This is a genomic window from Saccharothrix syringae, from assembly GCF_009498035.1.
Classification (GTDB): Bacteria; Actinomycetota; Actinomycetes; order Mycobacteriales; family Pseudonocardiaceae; genus Actinosynnema; species Actinosynnema syringae.
The window spans coordinates 1170010-1187287 of the sequence record NZ_CP034550.1; the positions used below are offsets into that span (position 1 = coordinate 1170010).

A 17278-nucleotide genomic window follows, 5' to 3' on the forward strand; every position below is an offset into this window, starting at 1 on the left:
CCCCTCCTCGTCGGTTCGGTGTTCACGGCAGGTCGGTGTTCACGGCAGGCGGCCGCGCCGGCACAGCGCGTCGAGCACGGCGGTGATGCCGTGGACCACCACGGCACCGCGCACCAGGCGATAGCCCGCGCCGTACACCTCGTCCGGGTTGTCCAGCGCGGCCTGCCGCAGCTCGGCGGCGAACGCCGTCCGCCGCCGCTTGAGCCAGGCGCCGGAGAACAGTTCGCACACGCCCTCCTCCAGCCGGTGCGGCAGTGGGGGCGCACCGCGCTGGGCCAGCCACGCGTGGCCCATCTCGTGCGCGACGGTGGCGCCGAAATGGGTCCCGGTGAGACCTCGGGCGATCTCGATGCCGAGCACGTCGGTCACGGACGTGTCGATCCACGTGCGCTTGAGCGTGCGACCGAGGCACAGGCCCCGGCTACCGGTGACGAGCGCGTCGGGCTCGACCAGGGTGACCCGCACCCGCTGGTCGAGCCGGATGCCGAGCGCCGCCATCTCCGCGCGCACGGCGGGGATGTGCCGCCGGGCCTCGCCCGGGTCGTCCACGGCCTGGGCGGCGCAGGTCGGGCAACGGGTCGTGGTGGCGGTGAACGGCGACCAGCCGGGCTCGCCGCGGTGCCGCGGGCGGGCGCACAGCGCGCACGAGCCGTCCACCGGGTGCCGGGAGCAGGTCACCTCGCCGTGCATCGACCGGAGGTACCGGTCGACCGGGGGTGCTCCGCACACGGTGCAGGCGCGGTCCGTCACGTCACCGGCACCCAGCGGCCGGTGCCCGGGTGCCGCCGCCACCCGGGCGTGCCGCTCGGCGCGGACGGGCACCCGACCGGGGCCACCTGCCGGGCCGCGGCCTCGGTCGTGCCGGTCAGCAGCGCGTCGAAGTAGTGCCCCCACTCGCGTGCGGTGGTGCGCGCGCCCGGGACGTGCCCCAGCGCGGCGCGCAGCAGCCGCGGCCCCTCACCGGGGAGCACGGCGTCGAGCCGGGCCGGGTCGCGGGCCACCGAGGCGAACGGGCCCGGGCTGAGGCAGCGCAGCACGAACAGGCCGAGCTTGTACCGGTCGCTGGCCTGGCTGAGCACGCTCTCCGGCGGTTCCCAGTCGGGTGCGTTGAGCTGCCGCACGACGGCCGCCGCGCCCTTGACCCGCACCGCGTCGCAGTCGACCAGCATCACGCACGGCCTGCCGTCGAGCCGGAACACCGCGTTCTTGGCGTTGAGATCGCCGAACACCAGGTCGTTGCGGTGCAGCAGGTGCACCGCGGAGGCCAGGTCCCGGCACACCAGCACGCGTTCGGCGAGGGAGGGCGCGGGCATGCCGAGGCGCACGGCCCGGGCGGGGTCGACGAACAGGTGCTGCACCTCGCGCAACGTGCGCACGGGCGTGCCGCTGGGCAGCACCCGGTCCGCGAAGTAGGCGTCCGGGATCAGCGGCAGCAGCACGCCGCGCACCACACCGCCCTCCTCCACCGCCCGCACGGGCCACGCGGCGCAGCGGTCCAGCCGCTGCCGGGTGGCCGGGTCCATCCGCAGGCGCCGCGCCACCACGCCGACCAGGCCGTGCGGCGGCTCGTGCCCCGGCTTGTACCGCTTGTAGACCAAGGGGCCGGGCACGTCGGGCAGCACCGCGTGCGGTGCGTGGTACACCCTCGCCTGCCCGCCGGCGCCGAGCAGCGGTCCCAGCGGCCCGACGGCGTCCGGACCGACGACGCCCCCGCCGTTCACGACCCGCCCGGTTCGCCGATCGGCCAGAACGCCACAGCCGTGCGGTCGTCGTCGAAGCTCTTGCGCGCGAAGCCGACCTGCGCGGCGAACTCCAGCCCGGTCGGCGGCGGCGCCGACCACACCTCGGCCAGGTAGCGCCCCACGTCACCGTCGCCCGCGCCGAGCGGGTCGCCGACGCCGTCGGTCATCAGCACCAGCGCTTCACCGGGGCCGACCCGCGTGCGCACCGGGACCGGCTCGGTGGGCGGGGGCAGGGGCAGCGCCCGCACCGCCGACGACGCGAGCACCGCGTTCCCGTTCTTCACCGCTGTCCGCGGCTCCCAGCACCCGCCCGGGCGCAGCACCCACGCCGAGGTGTCGCCGACCGCCACCAGGTGCGCCTCGTGCGCACCGCGCGCAGGCGCCAGGTCGATCACCGCGTACAGCACGGTGGTGGCCAGGTGGTCCGCGATCTCACGGGTCGACCGGGCGTGCGCGTCCGCTTCACCGAGGTCGCGCAGCAGGTCGCGTCCGCGCTGCTCGATCCGGTCGGCCACCGCCGCCAGCAGCCGTCCCCACGGGAAGCGCTCCGGCCCGACCGACGACAGCGCCGCGGCGAGGTTCGCCACGCCCCAACGAGCCGCGAGGACGGCGGCGCGGTGCGAGTGCCTGCCCGACGACACCCCGTCGGCCACCCCGATGACGAAGTAGCGGCCGTCGGTGGTGCGGCGGAAGGCGTACTCGTCCTGGCGCACGGTGCCGTAGGCCCGGTGGGACAGTCCCCGCACGCTCGCCGCCCGCACCTCGGCGAGCGTGCGCCGCCCCTCGCGCAGCGCGATCCCGTCCAGCACGGTGTCCCGCCGGTCCCAGCCGTCCGGGTCCGGCACGGGCACGACCCGCGCGGCGGCGCGGCCGGGGTCGCCGACCAGGAACGGCTCGAACCGCCCGCGCCAGGTGGCTGCCGGCAGCGGTGCCCCGACCCCGGGGCCGGGCTCCTCGGTGGTGGCGTCCATCAGACGAAGTCGTCCGAGGAGTGGGCGGAGATGCCGGCCGGCAGGTCCTGCTTGTCCGGCAGGATGAGGCCCGAGCTGCCCTGGGCCATGCTGTGCCCGGAGGCGAGCATGCTGGAGATCAGGATCTCGGCGATCATCGCGATGGCGTCCGCCGGGTTCTGGCCCTGCTCCATCAGGTACATCTGCATGGCCTTCGGCCCGGACGACGGGTGGACGAGTTGCGCCAGGACCTTCGGGTCGGCCTGGTCCACGCCGCAGGGCACCAGGTTGGGATAGGTCGGGAAGTCGTGGGTCAGGTCGCGCAGCGCGTCGCGCCAGACGTCCTCGCGGTCGGTCGGTTCGCCGTCGCTGATGAAGAACACGGCCGGGCGGTGCACCTGGAAGCCGTCGGCCTTGAGCTGCTTGACGTTGCTCTCGATCTCGTCGCGCAGCAGTCGGAACGCCGCCGCGTACGACGTGGCGCCGCGCACCGAGAGGGCGGGCAGGGTGACGTTCTCGTCGAGCAGGTCGCACAGGGGCAGGCGGACCTGCGCGTCGGTGCCGAAGTCGATCACGCCGAAGCGGACCTTGTCGGACAGGATCGGCGCGTCGGCGAGCGCGTCGACCACGGCGGGCATGATGTTGTTGGCCTGGGCGAGCTTGGCGCCGGACATCGACACCGAGACGTCGACGGCCAGGTAGAACGGCAGGAGCTTGGCGTTCTGGTTTTCCACGTGCGGTTCTCCCGTCAGGGGTGGGGGATCGGGCCGGAGGTGCCGGGGCGGACGCCGTTCACGCCGGGGAGCGGCGTGAACGGGATCGGGGTCGTGTGGTCGGCGGTGCCGGTCGGGCCGAAGCCGCCGACGGGCTTGAAGGGCACGGTCATGTCGAAGCCGTTGGCCGCCGGGCGGGTGGTGGGCGCGGCGGCGGCCCGGCCGCCGTGCTGCCGGATCCACTGGTCGAGCTCCTGGTCGGTGCGCTGCTGCGCGAGCCGCGCCCAGACGTCGATGGCCTTCTTGGCCATCTCGAACTGCTTGTCGGCGACGAGCTGGGTGGTCCTGGCGTGCGCCCGGGTCTGCGCGTCCAGCTCCTGCCGCTGCATGGCGAGCTTCTGGTCGGCGCGGTCGACCGCCAGGTCCCGGTCGCGGTCGGCCCACAGCTTGTCGTCGGCGTCCGAGCCGTCGTCGGTGCGGCGCAGCATCCGGTCGTAGAGGGTTTCGGGTCCGATGCCCGACAGCAGCTTGACGATGACCGGCAGCAGTTCGATGCACAGGAACAGCAGGAACAGCGCCAGGTGCGCCTGCCCGCCGCTGCCGCGGCCCTCGGTGATCCGGTCGAGCGCCTCAAGCCTGGCCAGCAGGCCCGTGTCGGAGGCGGTCGCGGTGCTGCCCCGCTTCTCCATCTCCTCCCGCTCGCCGCGCAGGCGTGCCAGGTCGGCCTGCACCTCGGGCAGCCGCTTGCGCGCGTTCTCGGTGTCGGTGGCCTTGCCGCTCTCCAGGCGCCCGCTCACCTTCGCGGTGGTCTCGTCCAGGGCCGCCCGGGCCCGGTCGCGCGTGGCCCTGGCCTCGTCCGCGGCCCGCTTCTTCTGCCGGTAGGACTCGCCGTCACCGGGCACGCCCGTGCCGCAGGTGCCGTCGTACTCGCACTGCGCGGAGGCCGCCGCGTCCTGGTAGGTCTTCTCCGCGGCGTCCAACTCGGCCTTGCGCGTCTTCACCTCGGGGTCGTCGGTGACGGACGTGGCGGCGCGGCCGGAGACGACGGCGAGCAGTTCCGCCTCGACGCCCTCCAGCTCCTTGATCCTGCCGTACGCCTCGTCGTACTTCTGCTGCTTCGCGGTCGTGGCCTCGGCCTGCATCACGACGAGCTCGCTGTTGATCTCCGGTTCGAAGATCCGCAGCACCAGGGGCATCGAGATGATCGAGCCGATCACCAGGGCCAGCCCCACCCGCGGGAGGGCGGCCAGCAGGTTGAGCAGCAGGCCGTGGCCGCGCGTCATCGTGACGACGAGCATGCGGTCGAGGTTGAAGATGACCACGCCCCACAGCAGCCCGACGGCGACCGCCGCGGCGAGCGGCAGTTCGAGCACGGAGTGCAGGGCGAAGAACGCCGACACGGCGGCGACGCCGGCCGTGCTCAGCAGCACGCCGCCCATCGCGGCGTGCTTGTTCACGTCGCCCGGTGCCTTCTGGAGGATCGAGGTCCTGGCGCCGGACAGCCTGGCCAGCCACAGGGAGAAGCTCATCGGCCCGCTCCTTCGCCGTCGCGGGACCAGAGGGCGATCCCGGGTGATCCGGTCAACATCGCCCGCAGGTCGAGTGGGAACGCCATCGCGCGCGGCACGGGCAGGGCGGGCGGGTCGACGGCCCGGGTGCCGTTCGGGACGGGGGCCCGCGTCCCGGGGCGCAGGTCGAGCACCGGTAGCGGTGGCAGGCCGGGCGTCGGCGGCGGGGGTGCGGTGAACGAGGGCCACCCCACTTCGGGCACGGGCACGGTCAGCGGTTCGAACCGCGGCGGCGGCACCACGGTGACCGGGCCGACCTCGCGCTCGTCGGCACCGAGGTCGTTGCGCACCCGGACGCGGACCGGGCCGGTCGCGTCGAGCACCACCGGCGTGCTGCCCCGGCCGGGCCGGCCGTCCACCCTGGACACCCGGCCGGCCGCGACCACCTCGACCTCGTGCGCCTCCTCCGCCTCCCACGCGACCTCGACGGGCCACCCGGCGAGGACGAACGCGCGGTCCAGCCGCACGTCGACCAGGCGCGGCGGGGCGGTGGCCTCGCCCAGCAGGCGTCGCAGCCGCTGCTCCCACTCGCGGGCGGTCGGCCGCGCGGCGGGGTCGGTGCCCAGCGCCCGCCGGAGCATCGCGAGCCCCTCGGCGTCCAGGACCCCGGCGGCCCGCCCGGGGTCCCGGTTGGTCGAGCCCTGCGGTCCCGGGGTGAGGCAGCGCAGGACGAACAACCCCAGCTTGTAGTGGTCGGTCGCCCGGGACAGCACGTCGCGCTCGGCCCCCGGCGGGTCCCAGTCGGGGGCGTTGAGCTGGCGCACCACCGCGACCACGCCCGCCGGGCGCACCGCGTCGCAGTCGATGAACATCACCATCGGCCGGGCGTCGAGCCGGAACACCGCGTTCTTCGCGTTGAGGTCGCCGAAGACGACCTTCAGCTCCTCGTGCAGGAACGCCAGGCCGCTCGCGAAGTCCAGGCACACGCGCAGGCGCTGCCGCGCGTCCGGGGCGGGTCGGCCGACCTTGAGCGCGCGGTCCGGGGCGACGAACAGGTTCTGCACCTCGCGCAGGGAGTGCTTCACACCGGAGTTGCGCAGCACGCGGTCGAAGAAGGGGGCCGGGATGCGGGGCAGGACGACCCCGGCGGCCCGCCCGTGCTCCTCCACCACCCGCACGGGCCACGCGGCCAGGCCGTCGAGCCGGGCGCGCCCGGTGTCGTCGAGGGCCTCGCGGGACGCCACGACGCGTCGCAGGCCGTGCGATTCGGGCGGGGTGCGGTACCGCTTGTAGACCAGCGGGCCCGGCGCATCGGGCAGCGCCAGGTCGGGCAGGTCGAACACGGTCGCCTCGCCGCCCTTGCCGAGCTGGTCGCCGAGCGCGCCCAGGTCGGCGGGTGTGATGGTCATGACGGTGCCGGACGAGGATTTCCCCACGGATTCCCTCTCTGCAATGAACGGCATTGGCTATCGGTCGCCCCGATGGAGGTGACGGAACAGTAGCGGCAAGCCGGGGTCGGATTTCCCGGTGCGCACGGCGCCGGCTGTGGGCCGGTATCACGCCGGCTCAATCGGGTGACGGGCGGCGCTCGTTACCGCCGGATGGTCTGACTTCGGTGAACAGGTCGGCGCCACGGTCCGCGGACAGGCGGGCAACCGGGTGGGACGATGCATCGGGTGCGAATTCTTCGAACGCCGGTAGGAAAACCCCGGCGGGCCCGCTGCCAGCCTGAACGGGCTTCCGGTAACGATGTGGTAGCTAATGTGTCTCGTTTGGCGAGGCGATCTTGCTTGTGGCTTGCTAAGTATTCTCGCCGACTTCGAATGCTACCGACGGTGTGTTTGCCCGGACGCGGGTCAATCCGCAAAAATGAGGTCGCGTAATTCGTGGACCGGTATTTTTGCGACTTCGGGGTGCGGGTCCGCCTCTTGGCGGGAGTGCTCGATGTCCGAATCGACTCCCGGTGTGCGGGAAACCACGGCGGGGAGTCGCGCCGCCGGGGCGCGGCGGCCCACCCGGCACCGGGCCCGGTGCCGGGTGGGCCGTGCTCAGCCGGTGGCGAAGGTGTCCACCTGGGGCAGGTCGTGGCCGAGGCGGTCGCGCTTGGCGGTCAGGTAGCCGATGTTGTGCGGGTTCGGCGGCGTCAGCAGCGGGACGCGGGCGGCGACCCGGACGCCGTGCGCCTCCAGGGCCTCGACCTTGTCCGGGTTGTTCGACATCAGGCGCACCGAGCGGATGCCGAGGTGCCGGAGGATCATCGCGGCGGGCGCGTAGTCGCGGACGTCCACCGGCAGGCCGAGGCTGGTGGCCGAGTCCAGGGTGTCCAACCCCTGCTCGTCCTGGAGCACGTGGGTCCTGACCTTGGCCACCAGGCCGATGCCCCGGCCCTCGTGGCCGCGCAGGTACACCAGCACCCCGCCGCCCTCGGTGACGATCCGGTCCAGCGCGGCGTCGAGCTGGTCGCCGCACTCGCAGCGCATGGCGCGGAAGATGTCGCCGGTCATGCACTCGGAGTGCACGCGCACCAACGCGTTCCCGGTCCGGGGTTCGCCGTGGACGAGGGCCATGTGCTCGTGGCCCGCGATCCGGAACGCCACGGCGCGGAACACGCCGCGTCGCGTCACCAGCTCGGACTCGGCCACGTCGTCGTCGTTGAACAGTCGTTCGCGCATCCGGCTCCCTCGTCACCCCAAACCGGCCGGGCAATCACTACGCTCGGTCGGCACAACTTGCACCGTAACCCGCTCGCGTGGTGGAGGTCACCCTGTTCAGCATCACCGTACGTGATCACGTCATGGTCGCCCACAGCTTCCGCGGCGAGGTGTTCGGCCCGGCACAACGCCTGCACGGGGCAACGTTCGTGGTGGACGCCCGGTTCAAGAGGACCGATCTCGATCCGGACAACATCGTCGTCGACATCGGACTGGCGACGCAACGGCTGCGGGCCGTGCTCGACGGGCTCAACTACCGCAACCTCGACGACGAACCCGCGTTCGCCGGGGTCAACACCTCCACGGAGTTCCTGGCCAGGCACATCGCGGACCGGCTCGCCGAGGACGTGCTGGCGGGCGAGCTGGGCGAGCACGCGCGCGGGCTGGCCGGGATCGAGGTGACCCTGCACGAGTCGCACGTGGCCTGGGCGTCCTACGAACGGGCCCTGTGACGGTCCACTTCGTCCTGCCCGAACCGGTGGTGCCCAGCGGCGGCAACGCCTTCGACCGCCGGGTCGCGGACCTGCTGGGCCTGCGCCCGGTCCACGTCGGCGGCCGGTGGCCGCGCGAGGGGGACCGGGCGGGCTTGGCGCGGGCGCTGGCGGGCGTGCCGGACGGGGGCGTGGCGCTGCTGGACGGCCTGGTCGCGTGCGGGGTGCCGGAGCTGGTCCGGCCGCACGTCGGCCGGGTGCGGGTGGCGGTGCTGGTGCACCTGCCGCTGGTCCGGGAGGTCGGGCTGCCCGCGCCGGTCGCGGCCGACCTCGACGCCCGCGAGCGCGAGTGCCTGCGGGCGGTCGACGCGGTGGTGGCGACCAGCCCGGACGCGGCCCGGTGGCTGGCCGCCCACCACGGGCTGCGCGACGTGCGCGTCGTCCCGCCGGGCGTGGACCCGGCGCCGCTCGCGCCCGGCACCGACGGCGCGTCGCGGCTGCTGTGCGTGGCCTCGCTGACCCCGCGCAAGGGCCACGACGTGCTGCTCACCGCCCTCCGCACCGTCGACGCGCCGTGGACCTGCGCGTTCGTCGGCCCCGGCGAGCCGCCGCCCGGCCTGGACGACCGGGTGGAGGCGACCGGTCCGCTGGTCGGCGCGGACCTCGACGCGCAGTACGCGCGGGCCGACCTGTTCGTGCTCGCCTCCCGCGCCGAGACCTACGGCATGGTGGTGACCGAGGCGCTGGCGCGGGGCCTGCCGGTGATCGCGAGCGCCGTGCCCGACGCGCTGGGCGACGGCGGGGTGCTCCTGCCGCCGGGGGACGCGGCGGCGTTCGGGCGGGCGCTGCGGCACTGGTTCGCCGACGCGGCCTGGCGCGACGAACTGCGCCTGCGCGCGCGCCGCCGTCGCACCCGACTGTCCACATGGGACGAAACAGCGGCCGCGCTGGCCGAGGTGCTGGCTAGTCTGCGGCCATGAGCGCCTTCTCCCCGGCGTGGCTGCGGCTGCGCGAACCGGCCGACGCGGACGCCCGCGCGGTGGACCTCGTCGACGCCCTCAAGATCCATCTGAACCCACCACCCCTGGTGGTGCGTGATATCGGGTGTGGAACGGGTTCTCTGGGGCGGTGGCTCGCCGGGCGGCTGCCCGGCCCGCAGCACTGGGTGCTGCACGACCGCGACGCCCGGCTGCTCGCCCTGGCGCGGTCCGAGGTGACCGGGCCGGGCGTGACCGTGGAGGCGCACGTGGGCGACCTCGCCGCGCTGACCGCCGCCGACCTGGCCGGCACCTCGCTCGTCACCGCGTCGGCGCTGCTCGACGTGCTGACGGCCGGGCAGGTGCGCGGGCTGGCGGCGGCGTGCGCCGGGCGGCCGGCGCTGTTCGCGCTGTCGGTGGTGGGCCGGGTGGAGTTCGCCTCGCCCGAGCCGCTGGACGCGCGGTTCCAGGCCGCGTTCAACGACCACCAGCGGCGCGGCGGGCTGCTCGGGCCGGACGCGGTGGGCGTGGCCGCGGCGGCGTTCGCGGAGCTGGGCGCGCGGGTGACGACCAGTCCCAGCCCGTGGCGGCTGGGGCCGGAGCGGCGCGGGCTGGCCGCGGAGTGGCTGCGCGGCTGGGTCGGCGCGGCGGTCGAGCAGGAGCCGGACCTGGCCGACGTGGCGCCCGACTACCTGCGGCGCAGGCTCGCCGGCGGGCCGGAGGTCGTGGTCCACCACGAGGACCTGCTGGCGGTGCCCGGGTGAGGCGCTGGTGGCCGTGGCTGCGGTTGGCGCTCGCGGGCGCCGTGCTGGCGGTCCTGGCGTGGCGGCTGGGCACGGACGCGTTCACGGCCGGGCTGCGCGCGGTCGACCCGTGGTCGGCGGCGGCCGCGCTGGGCATCGGGGTGGTGACCACGGTGTGCTGCGCGTGGCGGTGGTGCGTGGTCGCCCGCCGCGCCGGGCTGCCGCTGCGGCCGGCCGCCGCCGTGTCGGACTACTACCGGGGCCTGCTGCTCAACGCGGTGCTGCCCGCGGGCGTGCTGGGCGACGCGCACCGGGCGGTCGACCACGGGCGGCGGGCCGGGGACGTCAAGCGCGGCGTGCGCGCCGTGGTGGTCGAACGCGCGGCCGGGCAGGTGGTGCTGGTCGCCGTCGGCGCCGTGGCGCTGGGGCCGCCGGTGGTCGCGGTGACCGGCGCGGTCGCCGCCGCGGTGGCGCTGGCCTGGTCGCGCGACGTGCGCCGGGTCGTGCTGCTGTCGCTGGCGGCGGTGGCGGGGCACGTGGCGTTGTTCGCGGTCGCGGCGGCCGCGGCGGGCGTGCGGGCCCCGCTCGCGCAACTGGTGCCGTTGGCGGTGCTCGCCCTGCTGGTCATGGCGGTGCCGCTGAACGTCGGCGGGTTCGGGCCGCGCGAGGCGTTCCTGGCGGTGGCCTTCGGCACCGCGGGCCTGGGCGCGGCGCAGGGGGTGACGACCGGGGTCGTGTACGGCGTGCTGGCGCTGGTGGCGAGCACGCCGGGGCTGGTGCCGCTGCTCCGGCCGGGAGGCATCCGCTCAGAACACCCGCAGGTAGGCGGGGAACGCCTCGACCAGGGCGGCGAGCACGGCCTCGCCCTTGCGCGCCGAGGCCAGCGACGGCCGTCCCACCACACCGGACCGCGTGTAGGGCGCCAGGCCGAGGGTGAGCATGTGCCGCCGGTCCTCGGCCAGCTCGTCGGCGGTCTCCCAGCCGGGGCGGACCAGCTCGGGGTTGGTGTGCAGGAGGATCGACGTCTCCAGCTCGCCCGCGTGCATGTCGCTGTAGGACGACGTCTCGATCCCGGCGCGCGCCCGGGCCTCGTGCCAGTCCCCGGAGGCGGGGAACAGGGCCATGCCCTCGGACTCCTGCACCACGTTGGACAGCACGTAGTTGCCGCCGTGCCCGTTGACCAGCACCAGGTTCGGCACGCCGGACCGGCGCAGCGAGTCGGCGATGTCGGTGACGACGGCGTGCAGCGTGCGCGCGGAGATGCTGACCGTGCCGGGCCACGCGGCGTGCTCGTGCGAGCAGGAGATGGTGACGGGCGGCAGGAGCTGCACCGGGTGGGCGTCGGCGACGGCGCGGGCGATCGCGCACGCCACGACCGCGTCGGTGGCCAGCGGCAGGTGCGGGCCGTGCTGCTCGTGACTGCCGACGGGCAGCACGGCGACGGTCGCGGCGCGGTCCCGGGCGTCGGCGGTGGTGTCGGGCGGGAACATGACCGGCACGGTAGCCAACCCCGGGGATTTCAGCCCCCGTAGTCCACGCGGTGGCACAGGGCGGGCAGCTCGCCGCTCGCCAGCCGCGGCAGCACGTCGGGCAGCTCGTCGAACCGGCTGGACCCGGTGACCAGCGCGTCGAACACCGGGTCGGCCAGCAGGTCCAGCGCCAGGGCCAGGCGCTGCGCGTGCGTGCGGTCGGGGCGGGCGACCGCGCCGACCTGGCTGCCGACCACGCGCAGCCTCCGCGAGTGGAAGAACTCGCCCAGCGGCACGGCCACGCGCCGGTCGCCGTACCAGCTCAGCTCGACCACGCGGCCGCCCGGCGCCAGCAGCTCCAGCGACCGCGCCAGGCCCGCCTCGGTGGCGCTCGCGTGCACCACCAGGTCGCACGAGCCCAGCGCCCGCTCCGGTGACGCGAACTCCACCCCGAGCGCCGCGGCGAGTCCGGCACGCGCCGGGTCGGCGTCCACCAGTTGCAGCCGCACGCCCGGGAAGCGGGCCAGCAGGGCCGCCGCGCTGCCGCCGACCATGCCGCCGCCCACCACCGCGATCCGGTCGCCCACCAGCGGCGCGGCGTCCCACAGGGCGTTGACCGCCGTCTCCACGGTGCCCGCCAGCACCGCGCGCGGCGCGGGCACCGCGTCCGGCACGGGCGTGACCGCGGCGGCCGGCACGACGTAGTGCGTCTGGTGCGGGTACAGGCAGAACACCGTGCGGCCCAGCAGGGGACCCTGCTCGACCACGCCGACGTTGAGGTAGCCGTACTTGACCGGCCACGGGAAGTCGCCCTCCTGGAACGGCGCCCGCATCACGTCGTGCTGGTTGGCGGGCACGCCACCGCGCAGCACCAGGGACTCGGTGCCGCGGCTGATTCCCGTGTGCAGGGTCTTCACCAGTACTTCGTCAGGTCCGGGTTCGGGCAGTGCGACATCCCGAATCGCGCAATTTCCCGCGGAGGTGAACCAGAGGGCCCTCGCCGTGCGTGTCATGTATCAAAACCTCCGAGAGCGGGGCCCACTGCCACGAGGGGCGCGATGACCACACTTCAGCACAGCGCGGCGCCGACCGTGCGGGAGCCCGCCGCGTGGGCGGGCGCGCAGGTCCTGCTGCTCGGCCTGCTGGAGGCCGCGGTGGGCCTCGGGCCCGTCGGCTGGCTCGCCGGCGCCGCCTACGCGGTGGCCAACCAGGCGCTGCTGGGCGACGCGGTGCAGCGCGCCGGCCACCGGCTGGGTCCCGCCGACCGGGTCACCTCGGCCCGCGGCCTGCTGGTGGGCGGGGTGACCGCGCTGGTGGCGGGCCGGTCGGCGGAGACGGCCGTGGTCGTCGCGCTGGCGGCGGTCGCGCTGGCGCTGGACTTCGTGGACGGCCGGGTGGCGCGGCGCACGGGCACCGCGTCGGCGCTGGGCGCGCGGTTCGACATGGAGGTCGACGCGTTCCTGATCCTGGTGCTCAGCGCGCACGTGGCCGGGCTGCTCGGGCCGTGGGTGCTGGCGATCGGGTTGCTGAGGTACGCGTTCGTGGCCGCCTCGTGGGTGTGGGGTTGGCTGCGCGGTGACCTGCCGCCGAGTTCCGCGCGCAAGGTCGTGGCCGCGGTGCAGGGGGTCGTGCTGGTGGTCGCGGTGTCGGGGCTGGTGCCCGGCACCGGTGCCCTGGTGGGGCTGGCCCTGGCGGCGCTGGTGTGGTCGTTCGGGCGTGACGTGGCGTGGTTGTTCCGCAGTGGGAGGGAAGGGTCGTGTCGGTCCAGGTGAGCACCGCGCGCACCGCGGCGGTGTGGGTTCTGCGGGTGGCGTTGGGCGCGTACTTCGTCTACAGCGGCCTGTCGCTGTTCGGTGACGGTTTCGTCGGCAAGTTCGACCGGATCGGCTTCGGCCAGGGCCTGCGGTACGTGACCGGGGTGTTGGAGGTCGCGGGCGGGCTGGGCCTGCTGGTGCCCCTGCTGGGCGGGCTCGCCGCGCTCGGGCTGGCGGCCGTGATGACCGGCGCGGTCATCACCGAGCTGATCATCCTCGGCGACCCGGAGGCGGCGGTGCTGCCCGCGCTGCTGCTGGCGCTGTCGGTGGCGACGGCCCTGCTGTGCTGGGACGACGTGCGCGTCCCGGGGCGGCGCGGTCAGCGCTTGGGGAAGTAGCGGAGCACGGCGACGTCGCCGAGCCTGGACACGTCTTCGAGGTGGAAGCGGTGGGCCGGTCCGCCGGGGAACGCGGCAGGGTTGAGGAAGCGCGGTGCGTCGGCCTGGCCGATCAGCATGGGCGCGACGGCCATCCGGATCTCGTCGGCGAGCCCGGCGGCGAGGAACGCGGTGTGGACCTGGCCGCCGCCCTCGACCATGAGGCGCCGCACGCCGCGGGCGCCCAGGTCGTCGAGGAGCGCGCCGAGGTCGAGGGTGGCGCCGAGGGGCACCAGGTCGGCCAGGTGGGCCACGGCCCGCGCGGCGACCGCGCCGTCGTCGGTGGTGTAGACGAGCTTCCCGCCGCCGCAGTGCCAGAACGCGCGCTCGGGGTCGAGGGCGCCGGTGCGGGTGACGGTGACCTTCAGCGGGTGCTCGGGCCGGCCGCCGGCGACCCGCTCGGCCCGGCGCCGCGGGTTGTTGACCAGCAGGCGGGGGTTGTCCCGGCGGAGGGTGGCGGCGCCGACCAGGATCGCGTCCGACTCGGCCCGCAGGCGGTCGACGTGGTCGAAGTCCTCGGCGTTGGACAGCGGGAAGCGCGCCACGTCCCGGTCGTCGATGTGGCCGTCCACGCTGACCGCGACGCTGAGCAGCACGTGCGGTCGGGTCATGCGACCACCGTACTGGCGGCCCTGCTGGTGCTGTTCGCCCTGGTCGCCCCGACCGACCTGGACCTGTTCACGCCCGCGGCGCTGCTGCGGGTGCCGGTGGAGGCGCTGCTGGGCGCGGTGCTGCTGCTCGTGCTGCCGCGGCGGTGGCGGCGGCCCTTCTCGGTGGGCTGCGGCGCGTTGCTGGGCGTGCTGCTGGTGGTGAAGCTGCTCGACATCGGCACCGACTACGTGCTGTTCCGGCCGTTCGACCTGGTGCTGGACTGGCCGCTGCTCACGCCCGCGGTCGACTACGTCGACGTGACGCTGGGCCGGGCGGCCGCGGTCGCCGCCGTGGTGCTGGCGGTGGTGCTCGCCGTCGCGCTGGTGGTGCTGGTGACGCGTGCCGCGGTGCGGCTGGGCGGGTTGGTGGCCGCGCACCGCACGACGGCGACGCGGGTCGTGGCGGCGGCCGCGGTGTGCGCGCTGAGCGCGCCGGTGGCCTCGCACGGCGCGCTGACCATGCTGCGCGACCACGGGCGCGCGGTGGCGGTGGGGCTGCGCGACCGGTCCGCGTTCGAGGCGGAGTCGGCGGTGGACGCGTTCGGGGACGTGCCGGGCGACGAGCTGCTGACGGCGTTGCGCGGCAAGGACGTCGTGCTGGCGTTCGTGGAGAGCTACGGGCGCGACGCGGTTGACGACCCCGGCGTGGCCGCGGCCCTGGACGGCGGCACGCGGCGGCTGGCCGGCCTCGGCTACCGGTCCCGCAGCGGGTTCCTGACCTCGCCGACGGCGGGCGGGGGCAGCTGGCTGGCCCAGGCCACGCTGCTGTCCGGGCTGTGGGTGGACAACCAGCAGCGGTACCGCACGCTGGTCTCCGGCGACCGGCTGACGCTGGGCGGTGCGTTCCGGCGGGCGGGGTGGCGGTCGGTGGGCGTGGTGCCGGGCATCACCCGGGCCTGGCCGGAGGGGGAGTTCTTCGACTACGACCGCATCTACGACTCCCGCGAAGTCGGCTACGCGGGACCCAGGTTCGGCTACGCGACCATGCCCGACCAGTACGCGCTGGCGGCGGTGCAGCGCCTGGAACGCGGGCCGCGCGACGAACCCGTGATGGCGGTGGTCCCGCTGCTGTCCAGCCACGCGCCGTGGGCGCCGGTGCCCTCGGCGGTGCCGTGGGACGAGGTGGGCGACGGCTCGGTGTTCGGCGCGATGGTCGCGGGGGAGGAGTCGCCGGACAGCATCTTCGGCCGCGACCCGGCGGAGGTGCGCGCGGACTACGGGCGGTCGGTGGCGTACTCGGTCGACACGCTGGTGTCCTACGTGGAGACCTACGGGGACGACGACCTGGTGCTGCTGTTCCTCGGCGACCACCAGCCCGCGCAGCTCGTCACCGGTCCCGGGGCGGGGCACGACGTGCCGGTCACCGTCGTCACCCGGGACGCGTCGGTGATGGCCCGCACCGACGGCTGGGGGTGGACCGAGGGGCTGAAGCCCGCGCCGGACGCGCCGGTGGCCCCGATGAGCACCTTCCGCGACCGGTTCCTCGACGCGTTCCGCTGAACAGCCCCCCGCGGTCGGTTTTTTCCCGACAGGTTCACGCATTCGTGCCCGATGCTCTACGGTCGGGTGCTCGGGCGGATCGACAGGGGGTTACTGCATGACTGCGTTCCGACGTGCGGCGACGGCGCTGACCGCCGCGACGGTCCTGGTCGGGAGCACGACGACGGTGTCCGCGGCCGAGCCGGGGCACGGCCGGCTCGCGGAACGGCTGCGCCAGGCCGTGGTCGCCCAGGACTTCAAGGACGTGCTCGACCTGACGCCGCCGGAGCTGGTCGCGGCGTCCCGGGCGGGCGCGCCGGAGAAGTACGACTCGGCGCCCCCCGCGGAGCCCCGGCTGGGCGCCGCCGCGGCCAGGCCGCTGCACCAGACGCCGAACCTGGACCTCGCGGTCATCGAGCTCGACCGGTTCGGCCGCCCCGCCGCCATCGCGGACGTGCTGCTCAGCCCGCAGTACCCGCAGGGCGTCGTGGTCCCGGTGAACAGGGTGGAGCTCGCCACCGACCAGGTCCGCTACCGCTGGTGGGACGACACCGAGTGGGACGTCAACGGCGGGCGCGGCACGCGCGACGTGCTGCCCGGCCGGGAGGGCGCGCCGATCGACTTCTCCTCGCCCTACCCGGCGTCGGTGCTCAAGCTGATGGTGGGCTTCGGCGTGCTGAGGCTCGCCGACGCGGGCCGGGTGGACCTGGACGCGCCCTACGACTACCGGCCGGTCACGGTCAACCCGAACTGCGGCGGCGCGCAGACCAAGCCGGTCCGGCGGTTCTTCGACGAGATGATCACCCGGTCGCAGAACGAGTCGACCTGCGCGCTGATCAAGATGATCCACGACCTCGGCGCGTGGGACGAGGTCAACCGGACCTTCGCCGAGCTGGGCATGCCGACCCTGATGGTGACCGGCACCAACCCCGACAACGGCGGCCGGTGGATCGGCTCGAACATGAGCGCCCTCGACACCGCCAAGCTGCTCCTGCTGGTCAACGGCGGCCACGGCGTGCTGTGGGTCACCGACGCCGGCCGGCCGGTCACCCGGGACGCGCTCAGCGCGTCGTCGCGCGAGTTCTTCCGCCGGACCCTGGACGACCAGGGGCACAACGAGATGCTGTCCACCACCAACTGGTGCGGCCGCGAGTACCCGGTCCAGGGCATCCCGCAGGTCACGCCGCCGCGGTGGGTCCAGCCCGACGGCACGGTCACGGTCGGCGACGCGGTGTACGACCGCGACGTGCGCCCCTGCGACGCGGCCGCCGAGGTGACCTACGGGCACAAGAACGGCTGGGTCGACACCACCGGCAGTGACGCGGGCATCGTCAAGTCGTTGCCGGGCAAGGCGAAGCGCAACTACATCGTGGCGGTGTTCTGCAACCTCGGCACCGACTACGTCGACACCTACCGGCCCGCCGACCCGCCCGGCGTGTTCCCGGTGCTCTACACGGAGAAGTACGCCAAGCTCGGCAGGGCCGTCGACCGGATCATGACCCGCCTGCGCTGACGTCCAGGTGTCGTGGGAGCCCGCCGACCTGCCCGGTCGGCGGGCTCCCGTCGTTCCCGGCAGCGCGCAAACGATTGCTGTGCGCTGGACCTGCCCACTTGACGATCGCGGTCGGCAACCGCGAGCAGTCGGCCGACCCGCCAGGGGTGGTCGCGGACCTTTCCGCCACGCCGCCCACGAGGTCGTGGACGTGGCCACCGG

At 74.7% G+C, this 17278-nt stretch carries 17 protein-coding genes and 1 pseudogene; 8 read left to right on the forward strand and 10 right to left on the reverse strand.

Going from position 1 to position 17278, the window contains the following annotated elements:
• Positions 1–39: 39 nt before the first annotated feature.
• From EKG83_RS05495 to EKG83_RS05525, 7 genes are all read right to left on the reverse strand, one after another.
• On the reverse strand, positions 40–822 hold the full coding sequence (locus tag EKG83_RS05495; protein WP_033430025.1) for a protein DA1: 783 nt from the start codon (positions 820–822) through the stop codon (positions 40–42).
• Positions 747–1721, reverse strand: coding sequence for a hypothetical protein (locus tag EKG83_RS05500; protein WP_033430024.1), 975 nt, complete (start codon positions 1719–1721; stop codon positions 747–749). The genes EKG83_RS05495 and EKG83_RS05500 overlap by 76 nt, the downstream gene beginning before the upstream one ends.
• The gene (locus EKG83_RS05505; protein WP_033430023.1) at positions 1718–2713 is read right to left on the reverse strand and encodes a protein phosphatase 2C domain-containing protein; all 996 of its coding nucleotides are present in this window, start codon (positions 2711–2713) and stop codon (positions 1718–1720) included. Before EKG83_RS05505 ends, EKG83_RS05500 begins: the two co-directional genes overlap by 4 nt.
• Positions 2713–3426: a vWA domain-containing protein gene (locus EKG83_RS05510; RefSeq protein WP_033430022.1), complete on the reverse strand. Its 714-nt coding sequence runs from the start codon at positions 3424–3426 to the stop codon at positions 2713–2715. The genes EKG83_RS05505 and EKG83_RS05510 overlap by 1 nt, the downstream gene beginning before the upstream one ends.
• Before the next feature lie 14 nt (positions 3427–3440).
• Complete coding sequence (locus EKG83_RS05515; protein ID WP_051765332.1) at positions 3441–4934, reverse strand: DUF4407 domain-containing protein; 1494 nt, start codon at positions 4932–4934, stop codon at positions 3441–3443.
• Entirely contained in the window at positions 4931–6322 is a 1392-nt protein-coding gene (locus EKG83_RS05520; RefSeq protein WP_033430021.1) for a protein kinase family protein, read from the reverse strand. Before EKG83_RS05520 ends, EKG83_RS05515 begins: the two co-directional genes overlap by 4 nt.
• Positions 6323–6961: 639 nt before the next feature.
• Positions 6962–7585: a GTP cyclohydrolase II gene (locus tag EKG83_RS05525; protein WP_033430020.1), complete on the reverse strand. Its 624-nt coding sequence runs from the start codon at positions 7583–7585 to the stop codon at positions 6962–6964.
• 92 nt (positions 7586–7677) lie between these two features.
• On the opposite strand from EKG83_RS05525, the gene EKG83_RS05530 reads away from it, so the two are divergent.
• The 4 genes and pseudogenes from EKG83_RS05530 to EKG83_RS47460 all read left to right on the forward strand — a co-directional run.
• Entirely contained in the window at positions 7678–8076 is a 399-nt protein-coding gene (locus EKG83_RS05530; RefSeq protein WP_033430115.1) for a 6-pyruvoyl trahydropterin synthase family protein, read from the forward strand.
• Positions 8073–9035 (forward strand): glycosyltransferase family 4 protein, encoded by a 963-nt coding sequence (locus tag EKG83_RS05535; RefSeq protein ID WP_033430019.1) that lies wholly within the window; start codon positions 8073–8075, stop codon positions 9033–9035. The genes EKG83_RS05530 and EKG83_RS05535 overlap by 4 nt, the downstream gene beginning before the upstream one ends.
• Positions 9032–9796 carry a class I SAM-dependent methyltransferase gene (locus tag EKG83_RS05540; protein WP_033430018.1) on the forward strand — a complete coding sequence of 255 codons (765 nt, stop codon included), beginning with the start codon at positions 9032–9034 and terminating at the stop codon, positions 9794–9796. The genes EKG83_RS05535 and EKG83_RS05540 overlap by 4 nt, the downstream gene beginning before the upstream one ends.
• Before the next feature lie 41 nt (positions 9797–9837).
• Positions 9838–10194, forward strand: a pseudogene (locus EKG83_RS47460) (lysylphosphatidylglycerol synthase domain-containing protein); the annotation flags it as partial.
• Positions 10195–10581: 387 nt separating this feature from the next.
• Here EKG83_RS47460 and EKG83_RS46745 read toward each other — a convergent pair.
• Positions 10582–11265 (reverse strand): creatininase family protein, encoded by a 684-nt coding sequence (locus EKG83_RS46745; RefSeq protein WP_033430114.1) that lies wholly within the window; start codon positions 11263–11265, stop codon positions 10582–10584.
• Positions 11266–11294: 29 nt separating this feature from the next.
• Positions 11295–12257 carry a zinc-dependent alcohol dehydrogenase gene (locus EKG83_RS05550; protein ID WP_033430016.1) on the reverse strand — a complete coding sequence of 321 codons (963 nt, stop codon included), beginning with the start codon at positions 12255–12257 and terminating at the stop codon, positions 11295–11297.
• Positions 12258–12302: 45 nt separating this feature from the next.
• Here EKG83_RS05550 and EKG83_RS05555 point away from each other — a divergent pair, with 45 nt between their 5' ends.
• Together EKG83_RS05555 and EKG83_RS05560 are read left to right on the forward strand one after the other, a co-directional pair.
• Entirely contained in the window at positions 12303–13016 is a 714-nt protein-coding gene (locus EKG83_RS05555; protein WP_033430015.1) for a CDP-alcohol phosphatidyltransferase family protein, read from the forward strand.
• A complete protein-coding gene (locus EKG83_RS05560) occupies positions 13001–13396 on the forward strand; it encodes a DoxX family protein (protein WP_051765330.1) in 396 nt (131 codons plus the stop codon). Before EKG83_RS05555 ends, EKG83_RS05560 begins: the two co-directional genes overlap by 16 nt.
• Here EKG83_RS05560 and EKG83_RS05565 read toward each other — a convergent pair.
• Positions 13378–14046 (reverse strand): RibD family protein, encoded by a 669-nt coding sequence (locus tag EKG83_RS05565; RefSeq protein ID WP_033430014.1) that lies wholly within the window; start codon positions 14044–14046, stop codon positions 13378–13380. The two genes, EKG83_RS05560 and EKG83_RS05565, sit on opposite strands and share 19 nt — an antisense overlap.
• Here EKG83_RS05565 and EKG83_RS05570 point away from each other — a divergent pair.
• Positions 14032–15585 (forward strand): sulfatase-like hydrolase/transferase, encoded by a 1554-nt coding sequence (locus EKG83_RS05570; protein WP_033430013.1) that lies wholly within the window; start codon positions 14032–14034, stop codon positions 15583–15585. The genes EKG83_RS05565 and EKG83_RS05570 overlap by 15 nt on opposite strands.
• Before the next feature lie 97 nt (positions 15586–15682).
• Positions 15683–17077 carry a serine hydrolase gene (locus EKG83_RS05575; RefSeq protein ID WP_033430012.1) on the forward strand — a complete coding sequence of 465 codons (1395 nt, stop codon included), beginning with the start codon at positions 15683–15685 and terminating at the stop codon, positions 17075–17077.
• Positions 17078–17278 lie beyond the last annotated feature (201 nt).